19 protein-coding genes are annotated in these 22,911 nt (G+C 64.7%); 11 read left to right on the top strand and 8 right to left on the bottom strand.

What is annotated here, in order from left to right:
- Positions 1-84: 84 nt before the first annotated feature.
- The 7 genes from ACSHT2_RS03220 to ACSHT2_RS03190 are packed head-to-tail and all read left to right on the top strand — an operon-like array spanning position 85 to position 9,023.
- Positions 85-2,382: a 4Fe-4S binding protein gene (locus tag ACSHT2_RS03220; RefSeq protein ID WP_440640353.1), complete on the top strand. Its 2,298-nt coding sequence runs from the start codon at positions 85-87 to the stop codon at positions 2,380-2,382.
- Positions 2,383-2,405: 23 nt separating this feature from the next.
- A complete protein-coding gene (gene nosZ / locus ACSHT2_RS03215) occupies positions 2,406-4,352 on the top strand; it encodes a TAT-dependent nitrous-oxide reductase (RefSeq protein WP_440640352.1) in 1,947 nt (648 codons plus the stop codon).
- A 13-nt stretch (positions 4,353-4,365) separates the two neighbouring features.
- Entirely contained in the window at positions 4,366-5,721 is a 1,356-nt protein-coding gene (locus tag ACSHT2_RS03210) for a nitrous oxide reductase family maturation protein NosD (RefSeq protein ID WP_440640351.1), read from the top strand.
- Positions 5,718-6,638: an ABC transporter ATP-binding protein gene (locus tag ACSHT2_RS03205; RefSeq protein ID WP_440640350.1), complete on the top strand. Its 921-nt coding sequence runs from the start codon at positions 5,718-5,720 to the stop codon at positions 6,636-6,638. The genes ACSHT2_RS03210 and ACSHT2_RS03205 overlap by 4 nt, the downstream gene beginning before the upstream one ends.
- Positions 6,635-7,462, top strand: coding sequence for an ABC transporter permease (locus tag ACSHT2_RS03200; RefSeq protein ID WP_440640349.1), 828 nt, complete (start codon positions 6,635-6,637; stop codon positions 7,460-7,462). Before ACSHT2_RS03205 ends, ACSHT2_RS03200 begins: the two co-directional genes overlap by 4 nt.
- A complete protein-coding gene (locus ACSHT2_RS03195) occupies positions 7,459-8,031 on the top strand; it encodes a nitrous oxide reductase accessory protein NosL (protein ID WP_440640348.1) in 573 nt (190 codons plus the stop codon). The genes ACSHT2_RS03200 and ACSHT2_RS03195 overlap by 4 nt, the downstream gene beginning before the upstream one ends.
- A complete protein-coding gene (locus ACSHT2_RS03190; RefSeq protein ID WP_440640347.1) occupies positions 8,028-9,023 on the top strand; it encodes an FAD:protein FMN transferase in 996 nt (331 codons plus the stop codon). The genes ACSHT2_RS03195 and ACSHT2_RS03190 overlap by 4 nt, the downstream gene beginning before the upstream one ends.
- Positions 9,024-9,047: 24 nt before the next feature.
- On the opposite strand, the gene ACSHT2_RS03185 is transcribed toward ACSHT2_RS03190, so the two are convergent.
- The 5 genes from ACSHT2_RS03185 to ACSHT2_RS03165 all read right to left on the bottom strand — a co-directional run bounded on the left by ACSHT2_RS03185 (position 9,048) and on the right by ACSHT2_RS03165 (position 17,068).
- Positions 9,048-9,863, bottom strand: a complete 816-nt coding sequence (locus ACSHT2_RS03185; protein ID WP_440640346.1) for a hypothetical protein — start codon at positions 9,861-9,863, stop codon at positions 9,048-9,050.
- A gap of 85 nt (positions 9,864-9,948) precedes the next feature.
- Positions 9,949-11,241: a siderophore utilization protein FsrB gene (gene fsrB / locus ACSHT2_RS03180; RefSeq protein WP_440640345.1), complete on the bottom strand. Its 1,293-nt coding sequence runs from the start codon at positions 11,239-11,241 to the stop codon at positions 9,949-9,951.
- A gap of 58 nt (positions 11,242-11,299) precedes the next feature.
- Positions 11,300-13,285 (bottom strand): TonB-dependent siderophore receptor, encoded by a 1,986-nt coding sequence (locus tag ACSHT2_RS03175; protein WP_440643031.1) that lies wholly within the window; start codon positions 13,283-13,285, stop codon positions 11,300-11,302.
- Positions 13,286-13,861: 576 nt separating this feature from the next.
- Positions 13,862-15,856 (bottom strand): primary-amine oxidase, encoded by a 1,995-nt coding sequence (locus ACSHT2_RS03170; protein WP_440640344.1) that lies wholly within the window; start codon positions 15,854-15,856, stop codon positions 13,862-13,864.
- A gap of 15 nt (positions 15,857-15,871) precedes the next feature.
- Positions 15,872-17,068 carry a serine hydrolase domain-containing protein gene (locus ACSHT2_RS03165; RefSeq protein WP_440640343.1) on the bottom strand — a complete coding sequence of 399 codons (1,197 nt, stop codon included), beginning with the start codon at positions 17,066-17,068 and terminating at the stop codon, positions 15,872-15,874.
- Positions 17,069-17,246: 178 nt separating this feature from the next.
- Here ACSHT2_RS03165 and ACSHT2_RS03160 point away from each other — a divergent pair, with 178 nt between their 5' ends.
- The gene (locus tag ACSHT2_RS03160) at positions 17,247-18,236 is read left to right on the top strand and encodes a helix-turn-helix domain-containing protein (protein ID WP_440643030.1); all 990 of its coding nucleotides are present in this window, start codon (positions 17,247-17,249) and stop codon (positions 18,234-18,236) included.
- A gap of 6 nt (positions 18,237-18,242) precedes the next feature.
- Here the strand turns inward: ACSHT2_RS03160 and ACSHT2_RS03155 are convergent, their stop codons facing one another.
- The 3 genes from ACSHT2_RS03155 to ACSHT2_RS03145 form a co-directional block, all read right to left on the bottom strand.
- Complete coding sequence (locus tag ACSHT2_RS03155) at positions 18,243-18,908, bottom strand: methionine ABC transporter permease (protein WP_440640342.1); 666 nt, start codon at positions 18,906-18,908, stop codon at positions 18,243-18,245.
- Positions 18,898-20,049, bottom strand: a complete 1,152-nt coding sequence (locus tag ACSHT2_RS03150; protein ID WP_440640341.1) for a methionine ABC transporter ATP-binding protein — start codon at positions 20,047-20,049, stop codon at positions 18,898-18,900. Before ACSHT2_RS03150 ends, ACSHT2_RS03155 begins: the two co-directional genes overlap by 11 nt.
- 241 nt (positions 20,050-20,290) lie before the next feature.
- Positions 20,291-21,097, bottom strand: coding sequence for an enoyl-CoA hydratase/isomerase family protein (locus ACSHT2_RS03145; protein ID WP_440640340.1), 807 nt, complete (start codon positions 21,095-21,097; stop codon positions 20,291-20,293).
- A 118-nt stretch (positions 21,098-21,215) separates the two neighbouring features.
- On the opposite strand from ACSHT2_RS03145, the gene nthA reads away from it, so the two are divergent.
- From nthA to ACSHT2_RS03130, 3 genes are read left to right on the top strand one after another with little or no spacing between them, the layout of a single operon-like run.
- On the top strand, positions 21,216-21,839 hold the full coding sequence (gene nthA, locus ACSHT2_RS03140; protein ID WP_440640339.1) for a nitrile hydratase subunit alpha: 624 nt from the start codon (positions 21,216-21,218) through the stop codon (positions 21,837-21,839).
- The gene (nthB, locus tag ACSHT2_RS03135) at positions 21,836-22,495 is read left to right on the top strand and encodes a nitrile hydratase subunit beta (RefSeq protein ID WP_440640338.1); all 660 of its coding nucleotides are present in this window, start codon (positions 21,836-21,838) and stop codon (positions 22,493-22,495) included. The genes nthA and nthB overlap by 4 nt, the downstream gene beginning before the upstream one ends.
- Positions 22,495-22,872 carry a nitrile hydratase accessory protein gene (locus ACSHT2_RS03130; protein WP_319332760.1) on the top strand — a complete coding sequence of 126 codons (378 nt, stop codon included), beginning with the start codon at positions 22,495-22,497 and terminating at the stop codon, positions 22,870-22,872. Before nthB ends, ACSHT2_RS03130 begins: the two co-directional genes overlap by 1 nt.
- The last annotated feature ends 39 nt before the right edge of the window (positions 22,873-22,911 follow it).

Here is a 22,911-nt window from a genome sequence, read left to right as displayed (position 1 = left end):
GGCACGTCAGCGGCGACAAATCATCGAAGAAGAATCTCAAGGCACGCGCGTCCCAATTGGTCGCGCAGGTGGCATTTGAATCAGATGTCGAAGCGGCCGAATGACGATACCGCCTTCGCAAGGCGTTCGGCGCTGGCGCTCGCTGGCTTGCTGCTGATGTGTCTGGCGTACGTCTCGCCTGCACGCGCCGCCGGTGATTTGCAGGCGTATCTGCCGAAACTGGCGGCTGCCGACTTCTTCCCGGGAGCGGATCGTTTTGGCCCGCCTCAAGGCGATCCGCCGATCGTGCCGGTGTATCGTGGCGATCAGCTCCAGGGATTTGTCTTTCTCAACTCCGATTTCGCGAACGCCGTCGGGTACTCGGGTAAACCGATTCACATCCTGGCCGGGATCGACGTGAACGGCGTCATCACCGGCGTCAAGCTCGTCGATCACAAGGAACCGATCGTGCTGGTCGGCATTCCGGAAGCCCGCATCGTCGCCGCCATGAACGGCTTGATCGGCAAGAACATGAAGCCGGTCGCAAGTGGTGCCGAGAAGCCGCCGCAGGTCGACATCGTGAGCGGCGCGACCGTCACCGTGCTGGTGATGGGCGACAGTATCGTCCGTGCGGCGTCCAAGCTGATCCGGAGCGGCCGGGTCGGTGGTGGCGACGGCGCCGCGGCTGCGGCAGCCCTGCCCCCGGTCATCAAGACGCTCGACCTCGAACACAGCGAAGTCCGCGACTGGGAGAGCCTCGTCGGTGACGGCTCGATACGCCGGCTTCATCTCGGCATCGGTGATGTCAACGAAGCCTTTGCGAAGTCCGGCAGCGCTGCGGCGAGTCAGTATCCCGAACCAGGTGACGTGGGCGACAGCTTCATCGACCTTTACGTGGCGCTCGTGAGCGCTCCCACGATCGGCCGCAGCCTGCTCGGCGACGACGGCTATCAACGGCTGAAGGACAGGCTGAAGCCTGGACAACAGGCGATCGTGGTCGCCGGCAACGGTCCCTACTCTTTCAAGGGATCGGCCTACGTGCGCGGCGGCATCTTCGATCGCATCGAGATCCTGCAGGAAGGCAACAGCACCCGCTTCCGCGACCGCAACCACACCCGCCTTGGCGCACTGGACGCCATAGGCGCGCCGGAGTTCAGGGAGATCGGCCTGTTCGTCACCCCTCCCGAGTTCACCCTGGATCCGACGCAGCCGTGGCAGCTTCAGCTGCTGGTGCAACGCAGCCTTGGCGGCCGCGACAAGGCGTTCCTGACCTTTGATGTCGCCTATGCCCTGCCCGACCGCTATCTACGCCGAGAGCAGCGTGCGGTGACGGTGCCGGAGAATGCGACGCCTCCTGCCTCGCAGGCTGCTTCTGCTGCTGCCGCGCCGCCGGCGGAGGCGGATGAGCCGCTCTGGATGCGAATCTGGCGCTCGAGCACGGTCTCGATCGGCATCACCGCATTCATGCTGGCCACCCTCACCGGCATCTTCTTCTTCCAGAATCTGCTTGTGCGCCGTCCGGTGTTGTACACTTGGGTTCGGCGGGGGTATCTCGCCTTCGTTCTCGTCTGGCTTGGCTGGTACGCAAACGCGCAGCTCTCCGTCGTCAACGTCGTCACCTTTTCCAATGCGCTGGTGACCGGCTTCCGTTGGGAATATTTCCTCGCCGCTCCGCTGATCTTCATTCTGTGGGCCGCGACGGCCGGCGGGCTTCTGTTCTGGGGCCGCGGCCCGTTCTGCGGCTGGCTATGTCCCTTTGGCGCGCTCCAGGAGCTCACCAACACAGCCGCGAAATGGCTGAAGGTGCCGCAGATCACGGTGCCGTGGGGGCTGCACGAACGGCTCTGGCCGATCAAGTACATCATCTTCCTCGGTCTGTTCGGGCTGTCGCTCTATTCGGTCGACATGGCCGAGCGGTTCGCCGAGGTCGAACCTTTCAAGACCGCGATCATCCTGAAGTTTTCCCGGAGCTGGCCGTTCGTCGCCTACGCAGTCGCCCTGCTCGTCATCGGACTGTTCATCGAACGCTTCTTCTGCCGCTATTTGTGCCCGCTCGGCGCCGCGCTCGCGATCCCCGGCCGCATGCGGACGTTCGAATGGCTCCGCCGCTGGGAAGAATGCGGGTCGCCCTGCCAACGCTGCGCCAAGGAATGCCCGGTGCAGTCAATCCATCCCGAGGGCCACATCAACGTCAATGAGTGCATCTACTGCATGCATTGCCAGGAACTCTATCACGACGATCACCGCTGCCCGCACATGATCCAGGTGCGGCTCAAGCGCGAGAAGTTCGCGGCGATGTCCTCGCCCTCGATGCGCTCGGGCGGCAAGGGGCCGGCGACCGTCATCACCGCCGGCGGCAAACCTGTCGGCGCTTCAGCCGCCATCTCTCCACCCCCAAACTGAAACCGGAAGCCGAGGAGGCAATCATGAGCGAGAACGATAGAGCAAAGGGCGTCAGCCGACGAACTGTGCTGGGAACGACGGCGGCCGCAGCGGGCGTGGGTCTGGCCGGTGGAGCGGCGCTGAAGGACGGCGGCTTCGTCTCATCCGCGGACGCGCAGACCAAGGCGGCGGCGCCGAAGGCCCCTTCCGCCCGGCCGGCCGTGCAGAAGACCGAGGTCGCGCCCGGCGAGCTCGACGAATACTACGTGTTCTTCTCGAGCGGCCAGTCCGGCGAGATGCGGATCATCGGCCTCCCCTCGATGCGCGAATTGATGCGTGTTCCGGTCTTCAACCGCTGCAGCGCGACCGGCTGGGGCCAGACCAATGAAAGCATCAAGGTTCTGACCGAGGGGATGCAGCCCGCCACCCGTGAATTCCTCAAGAACCGCGGCGGCACTTACCTGAACGGCGACCTCCACCACCCGCACATCTCCTTTACGGACGGCACCTATGACGGGCGTTACGCCTTCATGAACGACAAGGCCAACAGCCGCGTGGCGCGGGTGCGGCTCGATGTCATGAAATGCGACAAGATCATCGAACTGCCGAACCAGCACACGGTCCACGGCCTCCGAGTGCAGAAATACCCGCGCACCGGTTATGTGTTCGCCAACGGCGAGGATGGGGTGCCCCTGCCCAATGACGGCAAGGTCCTCGACGATCCCAAACAATATCGTTCGATGCTCAGCGCGATCGACGGCGACACGATGAAGGTGGCCTGGCAGGTGATCGTGAGCGGCAATCTCGACAATGTCGACGCGGACTTCCAGGGCAAATACGCTTTCTCGACCTGCTACAACGGCGAGGAAGGCGTCACGCTGGCGGAGATGACTGCCAGTGAGCAGGACTGGGTCGTCATCTTCAACCTCAAGCGGATCGAGGAGGCCGTGAAGAAGGGCGACTTCAAGGAGATGAGCGGCGTCCCTGTGCTCGACGGCCGCAAGGGATCGCCCTACACGCGCTACGTTCCGGTCTCGAACAATCCGCACGGCATGAACACGGCCCCGGACGGTATCCACATCGTCGCAGCCGGAAAGCTCTCGCCCACCGTGACCGTGATGGATGTGCGCCTGTTCGACCAATTGTTCGACGACAAGATCAAGCCGCGCGACGTCGTCGTCGCGGAGCCGGAACTCGGCCTTGGCCCGCTGCATACAGCCTACGATGGCAAGGGTAACGCCTACACGACCCTGTTCCTCGACAGTCAGGTCTGCAAGTGGAACATCGACCTCGCCAAGCGGGCCTTCAAGGGCGAGAAGGTCAATCCCATCATCCAGAAGCTCGACGTGCACTATCAGCCCGGTCACAACCATACCTCGATGGGACAGACCAAGGAGGCGGACGGAAAATGGCTCATCTCGCTGAACAAGTTCTCGAAGGACCGTTTCCTGAACGTCGGGCCGCTCAAGCCCGAGAACGATCAGCTGATCGACATTTCGGGCGATCAGATGAAGCTGGTGCATGACGGCCCGAGCTTCGCCGAGCCGCATGACGCGACCATCGTCCACCGCTCCAAGATCAACCCGATCTCGATCTGGGACCGCGCGGATCCGATGTTTGCGGACGCGGTCAAGCAGGCCAAGGCCGACGGGATCAATCTCGAGGCGGATTCCAAGCTGATCCGGGACGGCAACAAGGTGCGGGTCTATATGACGTCGACCGCGCCGGCCTATGGTCTCGAGCAGTTCCAGGTCAAGCAAGGTGACGAAGTGACGGTCTTCATCACCAATATCGATGCGGTCGAAGACCTGACGCACGGCTTCTGCATCGTCAACTACGGCATCAACATGGAGATCGGACCGATGGCCACCTCGTCGGTGACCTTCACGGCGGACAAGCCGGGCGTCTATTGGTATTATTGCTCCTGGTTCTGCCACGCCATGCATATGGAGATGAAGGGCCGGATGCTCGTCGAACCGAAGTCGGTCTGATTGGAGCGATCTCGTGGGTCTTCTGTCACGCATGTTTCCGGCGGCGCTGGTCGCCGCCGGATTGTCCGGCTTCGCTGAAGCGGAGACATTGACGGCTGCGCCCGGCGAGCCGCTACAGGCGGTGCTGGATGGCGCGCACGCCGGCGACATCGTCAAGCTTGCACCGGGTGACTATCACGGCTCGATCCGGATCGACCGTCCTTTGGAACTGGTTGGGACCGAGGGCGCAGTGCTTGACGGCGACGGCGCCGACAACGTCGTCACCGTCAGCGCGCCCGACGTCACCGTCCGTGGCGTGACCATTCGCGGGTCCGGCCGCGATTTGCAGGCGATGAATTCCGGAATCTTCCTGCAGAAGACGGCCCAGCGCGCGACGATCGAGGACAACCGGCTGGTCGGAAATCTGTTCGGCGTCTATGTGCATGGCGCCCGGGGCTCCAGGGTCGTCCGCAACGAGATTGAAGGACTGCGCGGCGGACGTCTCAGCGAGGCGGGCAACGGCGTCTCGCTTTGGAATGCGCCCGACGTCACCATCGCGAACAACACGTTTCGTTACGGCCGCGACGGCATCTTCTCGATATCCAGCAGCAAGGACCGTTTCCTCAACAATCGCTTCGAGCAGGTTCGCTTCGCGGTCCATTACATGTACACCAACGATAGCGAAGTCAGCGGCAACGTTTCGATCGGCAACCATGTCGGTTACGCGATCATGTACTCAAACCGCCTGGTGATCCGCGGCAACAGCTCCGATCGCGATCGCGACTATGGGTTTCTCTTCAATTACGCGAACTATGCCGAGATCGAAGGCAATCGGGTCACGGGCGGCCCGCTGAACCTGACGATGCAGAAGACGGACGATGGTCCGGACGACGAGCGAGGCATGCTTCCACAGGCGAAACGGGAGAGCACTCTCAGGACCGGCCCGGAAAAATGCGTCTTCATCTACAACACCAATCACAACAAGTTCCGCAACAACTGGTTCGAACGCTGCGCCATCGGCGTGCATTTCACGGCCGGCTCCGAAGGCAACGAAATCACCGGCAATGCGTTCGTCAGCAACGCCAACCAGGTGAAATATGTCGGCACCCGGCATCTGGACTGGTCGATCGGGGGGCGCGGCAACTACTGGAGCGACAACCCGGCATTCGACCTCAATGGCGATGGAATCGCCGACACGGCATACCGGCCGAACGACCTCATCGATCGCGTGCTGTGGACGGCGCCCGCTGCAAAGGTCCTGATCAATAGCCCTGCCGTCCAGGTGATCCGCTGGGCGCAGGCACAGTTTCCGGCACTGCTGCCGGGCGGCGTCGTCGACAGCCATCCGCTAGTGTCGCCGCCGACGCGCCGCGCAAAGGAAACCCGATGATCGACACGGTACGCGTCAGCAACGTCACCAAGGCGTATGGCCGGATCGACGCCGTGCGCGATGCCTCGTTCACGCTTGGCCAAGGCGAGCTGGTCGCCTTGATCGGCCACAATGGCGCCGGCAAGACCACGCTCATGAAGCTCATGCTCGGGCTGATCCGGCCAACCAAAGGCTCCATCGAGGTGCTCGGAGACAATCCCGCCGCCGGTGAATTCGCGGGCCGACGGCAGCTCGGCTACCTGCCGGAGAACGTCTCCTTCGACCCTGCCCTGACCGGCCGCGAGACGCAGGCCTTCTACGCCAGGCTGAAGCGGGAGCCGGTCGCCAGGGCTCTGGAGCTGCTCGACACCGTAGGCCTGGGCGCCGCCAGCCGCCGCAGGGTGAACACGTATTCCAAGGGCATGCGCCAGCGGCTCGGGCTCGCGCAGGCGCTGCTCGGCCAACCGCGCGTGCTGCTGCTCGACGAGCCGACCACCGGTCTCGATCCGGAGCTGCGGCAGACCTTCTACGACATCATCGCGCGGCTCGCCGCTGCCGGTGCGACCGTGCTGCTCTCGTCGCATGCGCTGACCGAGCTCGAGGAGCGCGCCGGCCGGGTCATCATCATGAACCGCGGGATCAAGGTCGCGGACGGATCGATCGACGAGCTGCGTCGACTGGCCCGGCTGCCCACCAGGATCCGCCTCAGGGTCGCAGGGCTCGCTCCGAGCGAGCTGCCGGGCTGGGCGCCCAAGGACGCGACCTGCCGCCGCTTGAACGGCCACATCGTCGAGATCGACGCCGCGCCGGAGCGGAAGATCGAGCTTCTGCATCGCGCGACGGCCGCCGGCAATTCCATCGAGGACGTCGACGTGGTCCCGCCGACCCTCGACGAGCTTTACGCTCACTTTCTTCGACAGTCGGAGCAGGCGCCATGAACGTCATGATCATCGCCGCCAAGGAGATCCACCAGGCCGTTCGCAATCGCTGGGTGCTGGCCGCAACGCTCCTGCTCGCCGGGCTCGCCCTGTCACTGACCTTTCTCGGAAGCGCGCCGACCGGCAACGTGGGCGTTCGCACGCTGGACGTGGTCATCGTCAGCCTGTCGAGCCTGACGATCTTTCTCGTTCCGCTCATTGCGCTTCTGATCTCCCACGACGCCGTCGTCGGCGAGATGGAGCGAGGGACGATGCTCCTGCTATTGAGTTATCCGGTCGCGCGCTGGCAGGTGCTGCTCGGCAAGTTCCTGGGCCACCTCGCCGTCCTCGGTTTTGCGACCTGCCTCGGCTATGGCGCGGCTGTCGGGGCACTGGCGGCGACGGGCAGCGATATCGATGGCGATAGTCTCCTGGCGTTCACGGCGATGGTGGGCTCGTCGGTGCTGCTTGGCGCCGCGTTCGTCGCAATTGGCTATCTGGTCAGCGCGCTCGTGCGCGACCGCGGAACGGCGGCCGGTATCTGCATCGGATTATGGCTGCTGCTGGTGCTGATCTACGACATGGCATTGCTGGGCGTGCTTGCGCTCGACCAGGGGCGCAGTATCTCGGCGACCATGCTCAACGCCCTGCTCCTGTCCAATCCGACCGACGCCTACCGGCTGATCAACCTGACCGGGTTCGCCAATGTCAGCACCTTCGCCGGCATGGCGGGCCTTGCTCAAAACACCTCCCTGACGATACCGGTCCTTCTCGCCGCCCTGCTCTGCTGGACGGTGCTGCCGCTGGGCCTGGCCGCGCTCGCCTTCTCGCGGAGGGAGCTATGAGGCGGCTCGCAATCGCTTGCGCCCTGCTGCTGCCGCTGGCGCTCGCGGGCTGCAACGAGAGGCAGGCTGCGACGATCCCGGCGCCGCATCGGATGACGGCGGAGGACATCGGCCATTACTGCGGCATGAACGTACTCGAGCACCCAGGACCCAAGGGGCAGATTTTCGCCACGAGCCTCATTCAGCCCGTCTGGTTCTCGTCGGTACGCGACACCCTCGCCTTCACGATGCTGCCGGACGAGCCCAAAGACATCCAGGCGATCTACGTTTCCGACATGGGCAAGGCACCGAACTGGGACCTGCCCGGCGCCGACAACTGGGTCGAGGCGCGCAAGGCGTTGTTCGTGATCGAGAGCCGGGTCAAGAGCGGCATGGGCGGGGACGAGGCGGTCCCGTTCTCGGACCGGGCGGCGGCGGAGAAGTTCGCAGGTGAAAACGGGGGCAGAATCGTCGGCTTCGACGAGGTGCCCCGCGACTATGTCCTGGCATCGGGGGATGTTGCTGCCGGCGCTGGGTCTGACGATGCAACCGAAGGCCCGTCGCGCGACCGATCGAGGAGGACGCCATGACGCAAGCGCTGACCCGCCGACGGTTCATCCGGATCAGCGCCGCGGCGGCCGGGCTCGGCCCGCTGTCCGTCGGACCTTCCGTTCGTGCCGAGGTTGCCCCGGTGACCTGGCGCGGCACGATGCTGGGCGCGGTCGCGACGATGGAGATCCACGACGAAGACCGCCGCCGGGCCGAGCGGCTGATATCGCTGGCGTGCGCCGAGGCGCGACGGCTCGAGCGGCTGTTCAGCCTTTACCTGGACGATTCCGCCCTGGTCGAGCTGAACCGGAAGGGTCTCCTGATCGATCCCGCCGCCGAAATGGTCGATCTGCTCTCGACCTCGCAGCATTATTCCAGGCTGACGGGCGGTCTGTTCGATGTCACGGTGCAGCCGCTTTGGGACCTCTACGCCCGCCACTTCGCGCAAGACGACGCGAATCCAGCCGGTCCTGCGGCAGCCGAGATCGAAGCGGCGCTCGCGCGCATCGGCAGCGGCCGGCTGTCGATCAGCCGCGACCGGATCGCGATGCCTCGGGGCATGGCCGTCACCCTGAACGGGATCGCGCAAGGTTACGTCACTGACAGAGTGGTCGACCTGCTGCGGGCGCAGGGCATCTCTCACAGCCTCGTCGACATGGGCGAGGCCCGCGCGATCGGTCCGCGTCCGGACGGACGGCCCTGGGACATCGGCATCGCCGATCCAGACATCGTGGACCACACCAAAACGGTGCTGCCGATCGCCGATCGCGCCGTGTCCACCTCGGGCGGCTACGGCTTCCGGTTCGATTCCAAGGCACGATTCAACCACCTGTTCGATCCGCGAACGGGCGGCTGCGCGTTGCGCTATCGCAGCGTGACGACCGTGTCCCGCAGCGCGACCGCCGCGGACGCATTGTCCACGGCGTTCAGCTTCATGTCGGAAGACGCGATTCGATCGTTGTTGCCGCGTGTCGACATCGACCGCGTGCATCTGATCGACGACTCCGGCACGTCGGTCGAGTTGGCCGTGTAGGCTGCCCACCTCCCGCGCTCCAATTCAGCGTAGCGGCAGCAGATCGAGCTGGCTCTGCGCCTTCTTCACGGCCGCCGCGAACCAGCTCTGGCTTGGCGCTTCCTTGGCGAAGCACTTGGTGTAGGCGTCCATCGCCTGGTCTTCACGGGCCATGGCGTCCTGCGGGGTCTTCCTGGCCATCATCTGCTTCCAGACCTTCTGGCAGGCCGGGATTTCAGCCGTCTTCACGGCGTCCGATGTGGCGATGAAGAAGACCTTGTCGTCCTTTATGGCGACGACGTCGATCTCGTCCGGCGGGCCCTTGAGATCGCCATTGCCGCGCAGGCCGAGCACGGCGACCGCCGCGCTGGCGGATGCGGGCTTTGTGACCGGCAGCTCGGCATATTTGGCGAAGGCGGCGTCCTCGATCGCATGGTAGTAGAAGCGCTCCGACTTGATCGCCGCGCCGGTCTCCTGCGGCACGCCGTCGTCGCGGTGCTCGCGCAGCCAGTGCTTGAGCAAGGCCGTGGTCGTCACCACGGCCCGCGTCTTGCCGCCTTCGGACGCGAAAGCGAGCCCGTCGAGATGGCCGAAGCCAATGTCGTCCTTGAAGAGCGTGTCGACGTTCGACCTGCCCTCGGCCGGCAGCCCCTTGATCGTGACGGGTCCGACCAGGCCGCGCAGCGCTCCTGCCATCTCCTTCAGGGCGGCATCGTGCTGCTTATAGACTTCGTCGCTCTCCTTGGCTTTCGAGAACTTTACGATGTAGCGATCGCGCAGACCGAGATAATTCTGCTCCGGCGCGGCCGCATGGGCGGGCGCAGCCAGGGCGAGCAGGTAGAGCAAGGCGAGCGATCTCATTGCAATTCCGGACGACTGTGAGCGATCTCCAGTTTCTGTGCCTGTGCCGGGCGGGAAGGTTCATCCCTCGGCGGAAGGCTGAGCCCTACTCTGCCGGCGTGAGTTGCTGCCGGTTCAGGCGAATCGCTGCGGTCTCGCGCACGCGGACGCGGGCGCGGCGCTTGCGCCACCAGATCACGACGCCGGTGACCGACAGCGCCGCCACCACCAGTCCCATCATCGAGATCAGGATGCGGCCGAACAGCCCGACGATCCGGCCCGAATGGAGCGGAAACTGCGCTTGCACGAAGATGTCGGCGGCAGTGCCGACCCAGGGCAGCCGCTCACCAATGGGCCGGCCATCCTCGCTGTCGTAATAGAGCTGCGCCGGGCCGACGCCGCCGGCGCCGTGGTCGTCGCCGGGGTGGAAGAAGGCGGCGGCATAGACGCCATGGGCCGGGCCGTAGTTGATCGACCCGACCGGGATGCTCCACCCGCGCGCCTTGCCATCGGCGGCGGCGCGTGCGGCGATGTCGGCGAATGTCACCTTGGGCTCGATGGGATGATCGAGATCGCGATACGGCCGCTGCTCATAGGGCGTCGGCGTGTAGTTCGACACCATCTTCATCAGCGGCGAGAACACCTCGAAATAGAGGTTCAGCGAGAACGCCGTGAACGCGATGATGAACAGCACGCCCCAGGTCCACAGGCTGAAGGCGCGGTGGATGTCGAAATTGATCCGATAGGCGCTGCCCGAGGTCTTGATGGTCCAGGCCGGCGCCCAGCGCGCCCAGAAGCCGCGCTCGAGCTGGCGCGCGACCTCGGGCGCCCGCGCCGCCTTGGCGCGCCGCCGTGAAGGCAGCGTCAGATAGAAACCGACGAAGCAGTCGATGGTCCAGATGATGGCGATCACGCCGAGCACGCGCATGCCCCAACGGTCGCTGCCCCAGAATTCCGGGATGTGCATCGTATAGTGCAGCTTGTAGAGGAACGAGACGAAGTTCTCCCGCGTGACGGGCCAGACCGCGCCCCAATAGCGCCGGCCGAGCTCCGAACCGGTGTTGGGATCGAGGAAGACCTGGTTGTAGTCGAGCGGGTAACGCTTGCCGGTCGCGGGGTCGATCCGCGGCATGATGAAGAACCACAGCGAGTGGCCATCTTCTGGCGTCATGAAGAGGTAGACGACGCGCGCACGGGGATCGCGCTGCTCGATCATCTTGGCCAGTTCGATCGATGGAATGGCCGGGCCCTTGCTGCTGACGTCGAACAGATGGCTGTTCAGGACGTCGTCGAGCTCGTGATCCCACGAGATGATCGCGCCGGTAATGCCGGAGAAGAACAGGAACCCGGCCGTGAGCAGTCCCGCCCAACGATGCAACCTGCCGAATACCGCTCTCATCGCCTTCCACTCTCATCCAGCGGTCCGGCCTCAGAGCCGGACCGTCTCGTGTTCGAATTCACCAGCGGTAGGTCAGCTTGCCGATGGCCTTGCGCCCTTCCGCGTAGAAGCAGCCCGACAGGCTGTAGCACGCAGCGACATAGCGCGTGTCGGCCAGGTTGGTGACGTTCAGCGACAGGCGCCAATTGTCCTTGGTGTAAGCGAGCAACGCATCCAGCACGGTCGAGGCTCCCACCTTGAACGTGTTGGCGTCGTCGCCCCAGGTTGCGCCGACATAGCGGATGCCACCGCCGAACTGCAAGCCCGCCAGTGGGCCGTTCTGGAGCGTATAGTCGCTCCACAGCGAGGCGCGGTTGAGCGGCACGGTAACCGGGGCCTTGCCGACATTGACCGGATCCTGCGTGACCACGGCATCGACATAGGCATAGGCCGCGCGCAGGTTCCAGCCGTCGGCGAGCGACATCGTACCTTCGAGCTCGATGCCGCGCGATTTCACCTGACCGGTCTGTTCCGCGAGATAGCTCGGAGGCGCGTAGGTGACGACGTTGTCGCGCGTCAGGTCGAAGGCGGCGAAGGTGAACAGGGCATTCCATCCGATCGGTTGGTACTTGATGCCGACTTCGTACTGGACTCCGGTCTCTGGATTGAGCAACTGACCGGAAGCCGTCGCGAGCACCGGCAGGAAGGATTCCGAATAGCTGAAATATGGCGCGATGCCGTTGTCGAAATTGTACATCACGGCGGCCCGGCCGGTGAAGGCCGACGCGTCCTTCGAGACCGAGGTGTTGGCGAGACCATTATCGACCTGCGTCGTCACGAAATCCTGGCGGCCGCCGAGCTGGAACGAGAGCCGGCCGAGCTTGATCTGGTCCTGCGCGTAAAGGCCGACCTGCGACTGCTTGACGCCGGTATTGTCGCTCATGGCGCCGATGGTCCAGTCGTAGCTGTAGACCGGATTGAAGACGTTGATCTCGGGGGCCGACGTCGTGACGCTATACGCGGTATCGCGGAACGTGGTGTTGCGGTAGTCGATCCCGACCAGCGTGGTGTGACTGAGGAAGCCCGTGGTGAACTTGCCCTGGAGCTGATTGTCCACCGCGAAGGAGTTGATGTAGGAGTTGCTGTAGCTGCCATAACGTGCGAGCTGTCCCGCGGCCTCGTTGGTATAGCCGCCGCCGTAAAACACCTTCTCCTCGTTGTGCTGATAGGCGTATCGCAGGTTCTGGCGGAACGTGATGTTGTCGGTGAAGTTGTGCGCCAGCTGGTAGCCGACGGTCGCAATCTCGGTGTTGAAGGCATCGAAGCTCGGCACGCCCGCGAAGAACGAGACCGGAATGGTGCGGCCGTTGTTCGGCCACACCGTACCCGAGGCCGGCAGAAACTGGAGGCCCCACCCTGCCCGATCGCGCTGGTAGTTGGCGAGCAAGGTGATGGTGGTGTCCTCGTTCGGCTTGAAGGTGACGGCGGGCGCGATGAAGACGCGATTGTCCTTGCTGAAGTCGACCTGCGTCTCGCCGTCGCGAACCACGCCGGTGAGACGCCACAGCACGGTCCCTTCCTTGTTGGCGGGGCCGCCCATGTCGAACTGGCCCTGATAGCGGTTGAAGCTGCCGCCGGAGATCGAGACCTCGCCGAACTGCTGCGCGGTCGGCAGCTTGGTCACGTAGTTGAGGATGCCGCCGGTGCCGCTGCCGCCGTACATCGCGGAGGACGGGCCCTTGAGCACCTCGATGCGCTCGGCGCCATAGGGATCGAGGCCGTTGAAATGCACGTAGTTGCTGGACGGAATCCGCAAGCCGTCGATGTAGAGGCCCGGCATGGTCATGTCGAAGCCGCGGATCTGGAGTCCGCCGAAGCGGGTGTCCGAGCCGCCATTGACGTCGCCGCTCACGCCGGCGGTGTAGCGCAGGGCCTCGCCGATCGAGACCGCGCCCTGGTTCCTGATCTGATCGGTGGTGATGACCGACACCGACTGTGGCGTCTCGATCAAGGGCGTATCGGTCTTGGTGGCGGTGCCGCTCCTTGTCGCGACGAAACCGCGCACCGGACCATTGGCGCGTTCGCCCGTGGCGCCGTTCGATGATGCCGACTGAGTCGGGGTGGCCTGCTGCGCCGGAGCGCGACGATTGGCGCGTGCGGTGCGAGTTGCCGCCGCCCTTCGCGACGAAGCAATCGCGGCCGGACGGGCGCGCTCCGCCGGCGCTTCCACGGTGACTGCGGGAATTTGCGTCTGCGCCTCCACGGAACCGAAGGGAACGACGAGGGACAATGTGCTGACCGCCCCGAGGAAAAATACCTGAATCTGCCGACGACGTGTGTCGTCACGCGAAGAAAGTTGGAAGTCAGTCACGTCGTTCGAGGCCCCACGCACCGCCGGCTTCGCCGGTATCATTTTTGATGTCCCGCCCTAACGCAGGCAGGTCCGGAGTGCGAGAGATGCGGTGTTAGAATTTATCGAGACTGGGGAATAGACTCTGCGACCAATGCGCCCAACGTCGCTTCTTTAGAATTGGAATATTTCCAGACTGAAACTCGGCGGTCTGTTCGGAACACGACCGCATGCGATAGCTGCATCGCGCGATCAGCGCGGCGAGCCGAAGAAGGCATTTGCTGTCGAATGTCACTCCCGGTCCGCATGACAACAGGTTGCGGCGGCGCTCTTCTCCCCCGCCAGCACGCTGCGGCTGTTGCGGTCCGGTGGAATATCTCCGGCCGCATTGGCCGCGAAGAAGCCGGTCGGCTTGAGCATGAAGCCGGCATATTCGACCGGCATGATCGGAAAGTCCTCGGGTTTGCAGACATGGGTATGGCCGAAGGAGTGCCAGACCACGATGTCGGCATTCTCGATGTTGCGGTTCTGCGCGGCGTAGCGCGGCAGGCCGTCGCCGCCGGCGTGGACGTTGGGATAGTCGCCGCTGGCGTATTTCTCGTCGGCATCGAACGCGGTCACCCAGACATGCTTGGTGGCAAAGCCGCCGCGCTTGCGCACATAGCTCCCCTCCTGCGCCAGCATCAGCGGGCTCGGATTGACCACGAGCTTGTAGGCGGGCGCGTTGCCGACCGAATTGGATTCGTTCGGATTGCTGATCTTCCAGAACCGGCCGGTCTCGCCATTGGCGATCGCCGCCGCGTCGCGCTCGCGTGACAGCACGCGCGTCGTGGTGGTGAAGGCGTTGCCATGGGGATTGTCGTGGCCCCATGGCCGCGGCACGAACTCGTGCTCGGTGACGGTGTTGCCGCCGCCGTCGAGATCCATGTGCAGGCGCACGTTGAAGAAGTGCTGGTGCGTCGGCCCGCCCAAATTGTCGTCGACCATGCCACCCCATTTGTAGGTTTCGCCTGATGGCACGGCGGCGGTCTGGATGATGCCGGTGAGCTTGGTCTCGAGCTGGATCGTGCCGTCCTGGTAGAGATACCAATAGAATCCGTAGTCGTAATTTCCGACCGTCGCGAAGAACGAGATCACGAGGCGCCGCGAGCGGCGGACCTCGAACAGGCCGTTGCGAAATTCGTAGTGTTTCCAGGCAATTCCGTAATCTTCTTCATGCATGCAGATGGCGTTCTGCATGACGAAGGGCTCGCCCTTGTTGTCGGCCGCCGGCACGTCGAAATAATGGATGTTGCCGAGGCAGTCGCAGCCGAGTTCGAGCGCGTTGGCGAGCATGCCGAGGCCATATTCGCCGGCATCGAACGCCGATTTCCAGAAATGGTTCTCGGTCGGATCGGCGTAGGGCACGACCATCTCAGTGACGCTGGCGCGGTGGATCAGCGACCGTTTGCGCGCGCCGTCCTGGTAGGAGAGTTGGTGCAGCACCAGGCCCTCGCGCGGTGTAAAGCCGACGCGAAAGCTCCATTTCTGCCAGTCGACCTTCCAGCCATCGACCTTGAAGCTCGCGCCCTCCGGCTGCTCGATATGCAGCGGCTTGATGTCGGTGCGCGGGTTGGTGACCTCGTGAGCGCCGTAATTTCGCTTCTTGCGCGGGATCGGTACGATCGGATCTGCATCCGTGAGATCGATGACCTTGCCGCCGATCAGATCGACCACGGCGACGACGCCCTCGATCGGGTGCGCATAACCGTTGTCCTGCAGATGCTCGCGGAAAAAGCTGACGGCGCGTACGATGCGCGCGCCGCGCTCGAATTCCATGTCGAAAAAGCCCGAGGAGAATGGGTCGACCTGGACCAGCTCGATGTCCTTGTCGGTAAGCCCGCGCCGATGCATCGCCGCGCGCCAGCCGGGATCGGCCTTCACCACGGCTTCGCACTTGAAGAACTCTTCCAGCATCACCGGCGGCTGCCCATAAGGCATGTCGCGGTTGGGGAGGAGCTTTCGATCGACGATCTCGCCGCGGCCAAGATCGACGATGTGCTCGACGGCCTCGCCGGTGGTGATGTCAAGTGTCAGCACGAAGGCACGGCGCCCTGCTCCGCCCGCGGCCAGCTCCTGCTTGGTCGGCTCTTCCAGCCGTACCGTCGGGAAGCGGCAGTTCTCCGGCGAGGTTGCGGCCGCACGCACCAGAGTGCAGGCCGCCGTGATCTCCTCAGTCGTCAGAGGATCGAGCGGATGCGCCGTGGCGGCATGGGCGGGCGATCGGGCTTTGGCTGGATCGAGCATGATGATGTCCAGAAGTCAGCGCGGAGCGAGATGGGCGGTGATGGCGCGGAAGGCGGCGAGCCAGCGATGGTCAAGCGGAACGTCCATCGCCTTCGGCTGCGTCGCGAGCTTGACGATGACGGTGTCGGAAGCCGCGTCGATGTAGAGCCACTGGCCGTGGATGCCGATCGCGGCGAGATCGTACCGCGAGGGATCGATCGTGTACCATTTGCTGCGGTAGCGCGCGCCCGGGAAGATGTCGGCGAGGTCGCCGTCGGCCCAGGCCTTGGGATCGCCGTTCTCGTGGATGTCGTCGATCCACCAGCCCGGCACCACCTGCCGTCCCTCGACCACGCCGCGGCAGCGGATCATCTCGCCGAAGCGGATGAGATCGCGGGCAGTGACGGACAGACCGCCGGCGATGCGGCCCATGCCGTGGCTGTCGAGCGTGAGGGAGCCGTCCTCCTCCGCGCCCATCGGCTGCCAGAGATATTCGGAGAGGATGCGAGGGTAAGGCATGCCACAGGCGCGCTCATACACCCAGCCGAGAACTTCGGTGTTGGTCGAGACATAGTGGAACACCTTGCCGTGCGGCTTGCCGGTGCCGCGCAGCGTGGCGAGATAGGCGCGCTGATGGCTCGGCTCGACGCCTGGGGGCGGCACATCCCAGCCCGAGGAGAAGCGGTAGCGCGCGACGTCACCGGCAGGGTCCTCGTAATCTTCATCGAACTTGATGGCGACGGCCATGTCGAGCACGTTGCGGACCGTGCAGCTGCCGTAGACGGAATTCTCCAACTCCGGCACGTAACGCACCACCCTCGCCTCCGGATCGAGCAGCCCGCGCGCGGCCAGCACGCCGCCGAGCGTGCCGGCAATCGACTTGCTGATCGAGCAGATCAGATGCGGCGTTGTCGCGCTCATGCCGTCGCCATACCATTCGTGGATCAGCGTGCCCCGATGCATGACCAGCAGTGCATCGCCAAAGGTCTCACGCAGCGTGGCCGAGATCGTCGTCGGCTGGCCGTCCGGCACCTTGAGGCCGAGCTGAGACAATTCGCGCGGCGCCTTTTGCATCGGCGTCGGATGCGTCGAGCGGCGGACCTCTGCGGTCGGCAGCACTTCCCGGGTATGGGTAAAGCCCCAGCGTATCGCGGGATAGCTGCGCCAATTGGCGCGCGTCACCTGGGCCTCGGGCGCGGGCGGGCTGCCGCGCATGACGTCGGTCGGTCGCATCTCGATCCTCCGCAAGGCCATCCCGACTGCGATGTCGGAGCGGCTGGAAGGAAATCTGCACTGCGGCGCTATCGGACGTTATCGAGATCCGGCAATATTCTGCCAGACTCGGCCGTCCGGCGGGTCAGTCTTGGCACACTTATTGCTGGTCTTGGCTGGCAACTTTCGGCGTATTATCATGGCCTTGAACGTAATTCCTCCGATTCAGGACTCGGCTGCCGGCCTGATCGAGGCGAGCAGCACCGATGTTGATGAGCACTGCGCCGCGCTCGGCCGCTGGCGGCTGCGCTACGACCAGATCAGCGCCGGCGCGTTTCGCGGCAGCTTCATCCAGCTCTCTCTGCCCCGTGTCGAGGTGTTCCGCGAAATCACCAGCCAGCAGGTTCGCCAATACGGTCAGCTTGGCGCCGACAGCTTTGGCATTGGTCTACCCTGGCGCGGTGACAGCGAGGTCAATTGCAACGGCGCCAGCGTTGCAGGCGCCCAGGTCATCGCCTGCGTCGACGCCGAGGTCGATATGTGCACGCCGAAGTCATTCGAGCTGCGCGGTGTCGTCGCCAGCGCGGCGCTGATCCGGGATCTCGCCGCCCGGCTCGAGATCGATCTGCCGCGCGCGGTCTGGCACCAATTGCGGGTGTTCGAGATGGCGCAGGCGCCGGTCGCACGATTGCGAGCCCATCTCGAGGCCATTCACGAGGCCATCGCGACCGCGCCCGAACGGTTCCAGGATCCGACCGTCCGGCAGGCGCTCGAAGACGCCCTCCTCGTCGAGATCATGGACATGCTGCCGACCGCACGTCCCACCGATCCCGGCCGCAGCGCGAACGCGCGCAAACGTACCGTCGATCGCGCTCGCGAGCTGATGCACGGCAACGGCGATCGTTCGCTGTCGCTGCTGGAGGTCTGCAAGGCGGCGGGCGCGAGCCCGCGCAAGCTCGGCTATTGCTTCCAGGCGGTTCTGGGCACGAGCCCGATGCACTATTGGCGTGCGATGCGACTGAACGGCGTGCGGCGCGATCTGAAACGCGCCGGCGGCGCTGGCACATCCATCTACGACGTCGCCGTGCAGCACGGCTTCTGGCACTTCAGCCAGTTCTCGCTCGACTACAAGCGCCACTTCTCCGAGCTGCCCTCGGAGACGCTGCGGCGGGCGAGGCGTGCCGCGTGATCCGGTTCAGCGATGCCGCAGGCGGCGGTTGACCCGGCGCGCCAGATAGTCGCCGGCGCTCTGGACGAGTTGCACCAGTGCGATCAGCACGACGACGACGGCGAGCATCATTTCCGGCATGAAGCGCTGGTAGCCGTAGCGGATGCCGAGATCGCCAAGCCCTCCGCCGCCGACCGCGCCCACCATCGCGGAATAGCCGAGCAGGCTGACCACGGCGAGCGTCAGCGCCAGCAACAGGCCAGGCAGCGCCTCGGGGATCAGCACCTTGAGCACGATCTGAAGCGGCGAAGCGCCGAACGAGGATGCGGTCTCGATCAGACCGCCGTCGACCTCGCGGATCGCAGCTTCGACCAGGCGCGCGATGAACGGCGTCGATGCAATCGTCAGTGGCACGATCGCTGCGGTCGATCCGATCGAGGTGCCGGCAATGAGGCGCGTGAACGGAATGATGGCGACGACGAGGATGATGAACGGCGTGGAACGCGTCGCGTTGACGACGATGCCGAGCACACGATTGACCATGGGGGCTGCGAACAACTCGCCTTTGCGGCTGGTCGCGAGGAAGACGCCGAGCGGCAGGCCGAAGGCGGTGCCGAGCAGCGCGGCGATGCCGACCATGTACAGGCTCTCGAAGGTCGCCTGGACGATCAGGTTGATGAGTTCAGGCGACATAGCCGAGATGCTCCGCCGAGAATTGATGTCGAGACAGAAAGGCCAGCGTCCGCGTCACCGCGTCCGCTCCGCTGGAAGCACCGAGAGGAATGCCGAGAACGAGCGAGCCGACATGCTGGCCGCCGATCTCGTCGATGCGCGCCGACAGCAGCGACACGTCGCGGCCGAGTTCGCGCGCGAGCCGCGCCACCAGCGTGTCGCCGGCCCCTGCCCCACGCACCTGGATGCGGATCACGGCGTGGCCGCCGGCCGAAGGCCCCGGCACGATCCGGCTCGCCAGCGACACTGGCAGGCTGTCGCCGATGACCTCCGCCAGGAACGACTGTGTGATGGGATGCTTGGGATGGGTGAAGATGTCGGCGACATGGCCGCTCTCGACGACGTGTCCGGCGTCGAGCACGACGACCTCCTTGGCGAGTTGGCGCACCACGGACATTTCGTGGGTGATCAGCACGATGGTCACGCCGAGCTCGCGGTTGATGTTCGCGAGCAGATCGAGGATCGCACGCGTGGTCTGCGGGTCGAGCGCGGAGGTCGCCTCGTCCGACAGCAGCACGCTCGGCCGCGTCGCCAGCGCGCGGGCAATGCCGACGCGCTGCTTCTGGCCGCCGGAGAGTTCCGAAGGATAGCGGTCGTGCTTGTCCGCGATGCCGACGAGCGCGAGCAGCTCAGCGACGCGGGCCTTGATGTCGGCCTTGGCCCAGCCGGCGATCTCGAGCGGCAGCGCGATGTTGTCGGCAGCGCTGCGCGACGACAACAGGTTGAAGTGCTGGAAGATCATGCCGATCGAGCGCTGCGCCGGCCGCAGCGCGCGGCCACTCAGCGCCGAGATGTCGCGGCCGTCGACGATCACGCGGCCCGTGGTCGGTTTCTCCAGCCCGTTGATCAGCCGAACCAGGCTAGACTTGCCCGCGCCGGAGCGGCCGATCACGCCGGTAACGGATCCGCGCGGAATTGCAAAGTCGATATTCTGCAGCGCGTTCACGCCGGGCTTGCCGCGATAGGCGGGATATGTCTTCGAGATGCCTTCGAAACGGATCATCGCGTCCGGCTCGGTCACAGGTGGTGAAATCGCGTCAAACGTTTCGATCGGCTGTCCGATCGCGAGCGATTGGTGGGCGTTCATGGAGACGGCCTTCATGCACAATAGTTCGCTGGCCCGCGCCGCTCACGGGCATACGGGAATCAGGTCGCACGGAGCGACGGAGGTGAAATTGCGATGCCGGCTGGGTAGTGCGTGCTGCACCGCAGCACGCACCATCGCCGTTTGCAGTCTTCCTTGCAATGTCAGATATGTGCGAGGAGTTGGACGAAGTTTTCCCAATCCGTCGGATGCAAAGAATATTCATCTGCCGACGGGATCATCCTCCTGCGCGCCTGATCTACCGCCCCCTGAAGCGCGGCTTGCGGCGGGCCAGAAATGCTTCGACGCCTTCCTTGTGATCCTCGCTGAGGCTGGCGAGTGCGAACTGATCGACATCCATGTGGCTGGCGAGATCGTCCAGTGCGTGGGCGAGCCGGTTGACGGTCAGCTTTGTCATCGCGACAGAGAGCGGCGGCTGCGCGGCGACCTTCCGGGCAAGCTCCATGGCCGCATCGAACGCATGACCGGGATCGGTCACCTGCTCCACCAGGCCCCAGTCATAGGCCTCGTCCGCGCTGATGCGCTGGTCGGCCAATATGACCGCCTGCTTGGTGCGGGCCGGCCCGATCAGATGCAGCATGCGCGGGATGCTCTGCCAGCTCATGTTCATGCCGAGCCCGATCTCGGGCACGCGCAAATGCGCCTTGCGGCCCATGATGCGGAAGTCCAGCGCGACGGCGAGGGCCACGCCGCCGCCGACGCAAAATCCCTCGATCGCCCCGATCGTGATTTGCTCCATCTCCTGCCAGGCGTGCGTCAGGCGCGGTCCGAGCTTGAGATGCCGCCGTAGCGTGCCGAGATCCATCTCCTTGCGCGCACGTCCCTCCGCATCCTTGAGGTCGAAGCCGGCGCTGAACGCGCCCGAGCTGCCGGTCAAGACGACGACCGATGTCGCGGCGTCATCCTCGAAACTGCGCGCCGCGGCGGTCAGCTGCCGCAATGCCTCCGGCGAGAGCGCATTGATGCCGTCGCCGCGGTCGAAACGGACCACCGCAATCCGGCCCTCAGGCCCAAGGCCCTTCTCGATCTTTACGTAGTCCGTCACCATCATCTCCAAGCTGTTTTCGGCGATGTTAGCGCACAAATGTCGTCACGAATATGGGACCCGATCACGATGCAAGGAACACTCGACAGGCCTGGGCCATTGCGCATATCTTTGCCGCATGAGCCACGATCACGACCATCACCACGACCATTCCGAGCTGTCGGAGACCGAGCTGCGCGTGCGCGCGCTTGAGACGATCCTCACCGAAAAGGGCTATGTCGAGCCGGCTGCGCTCGATGCCATCATCCAGGCCTATGAGACCAAGATCGGCCCGCATAACGGCGCTCGCGTCGTCGCCAAGGCCTGGACCGATCCGGCGTTCAAGAAGGCGCTGCTGGAGGACGGCAGCAAGGCGATCGGCACGCTCGGCCATGTGAGCCGCGTCGGTGACCATCTCGTCGTGGTCGAGAGCACCAAGGAGCGGCACAACATGGTCGTGTGCACGCTGTGCTCCTGCTACCCATGGGAAATGCTGGGACTGCCGCCGGTCTGGTACAAGGCTGCGCCCTACCGCTCCCGCGCCGTAAAGGACCCGCGCGGCGTGCTCGCCGATTTCGACGTCACATTGCCCAAGGACATGGAAATCCGGGTGTGGGATTCGACCGCCGAGACGCGCTTCCTGGTGCTGCCGATGCGGCCCGAGGGCACAGAGGGCTGGAGCGAGGAGCAGCTCGCCGAGCTCGTCACCCGCGATTCCATGATCGGCACCGGATTTCCGCGGAAGCCGGGAGAGCCGGCATGAACGGCGTGCACGACATGGGCGGCATGGACGGGTTCGGCAAGGTCGAGCCCGAAGCCAATGAACCGATGTTCCACGCGGATTGGGAAGCGCGTGTCCTTGCCATGGTGCGCGCGATGGGCGCGGCCGGTGCTTTCAACATCGACACGTCGCGGTTCTATCGCGAGACCTTGCCGCCGCACGTCTATCTCTCGAGCTCCTATTACAAAAAGTGGTTCCTCGGGCTCGAGGAGATGCTGATCGAGAAGGGCTACCTCACCCGGGAGGAGGTCGCCGCCGGGCGCGCGATCCAGCCGGCCAAGGCGCTCAAGCACGGCAAGTTCGACCTCGCCAACGTCGAGCGCGTGATGGCGCGCGGCAAGTTCGACCGCCCTGCCCCCCAGCCTGCGAAGTTCGAGATCGGCGACCGTGTGCGCGCCAGGAACATCCATCCGGCTACACACACCAGGCTGCCGCGCTATGTGCGCGGCCATATCGGTGTCGTCGAGCTGAACCATGGCTGCCACGTGTTTCCTGATACGGCGGCGATGGAGCTCGGCGAACATCCACAATGGCTCTACACCGTGGTGTTCGAGGGCAGCGAACTCTGGGGCCCCGATGGCGATCCGACCACAAAAGTCTCGATCGACGCGTTCGAGCCCTATCTGGACTCGGCGTGATGAGCACGACGCTTGCTGCGGCCGCCACCGCGGCCATCCCGAGCATCCCCCGCGATGACGATGGCCCGGTTTTCCGGGCGCCATGGGAGGCGCATGCCTTTGCCATGGCGCTGACCTTGCACGAGCGCGGCGTGTTCACCTGGCCCGAATGGGCCGCCGCGCTCGCCGACGAGATCAAGCGCGCGCAAGCAGCCGGCGATCCTGATACCGGCGAGACCTACTACCTGCACTGGCTCGCCACGCTCGAAGGGTTGGTTGCGCGCAAGGGCGTCGCATCCATGGAAACCCTGCACCGCTACCGCGATGCCTGGGACCACGCCGCGGATCGCACCCCACACGGCAAGCCGATCGAGCTGCGGCCGGAGGATTTTGGCTAGGCGGTCTCCCCTAAACGCGTTGGCGTGATGCTCCGAAGG

The sequence above is a fragment of the Bradyrhizobium sp. PUT101 genome, from assembly GCF_052043945.1.
Classification (GTDB): domain Bacteria; phylum Pseudomonadota; class Alphaproteobacteria; order Rhizobiales; family Xanthobacteraceae; genus Bradyrhizobium.
Note: the sequence above shows the minus strand (reverse complement) of the source record. Positions and strands in the feature narration are given on the sequence as shown.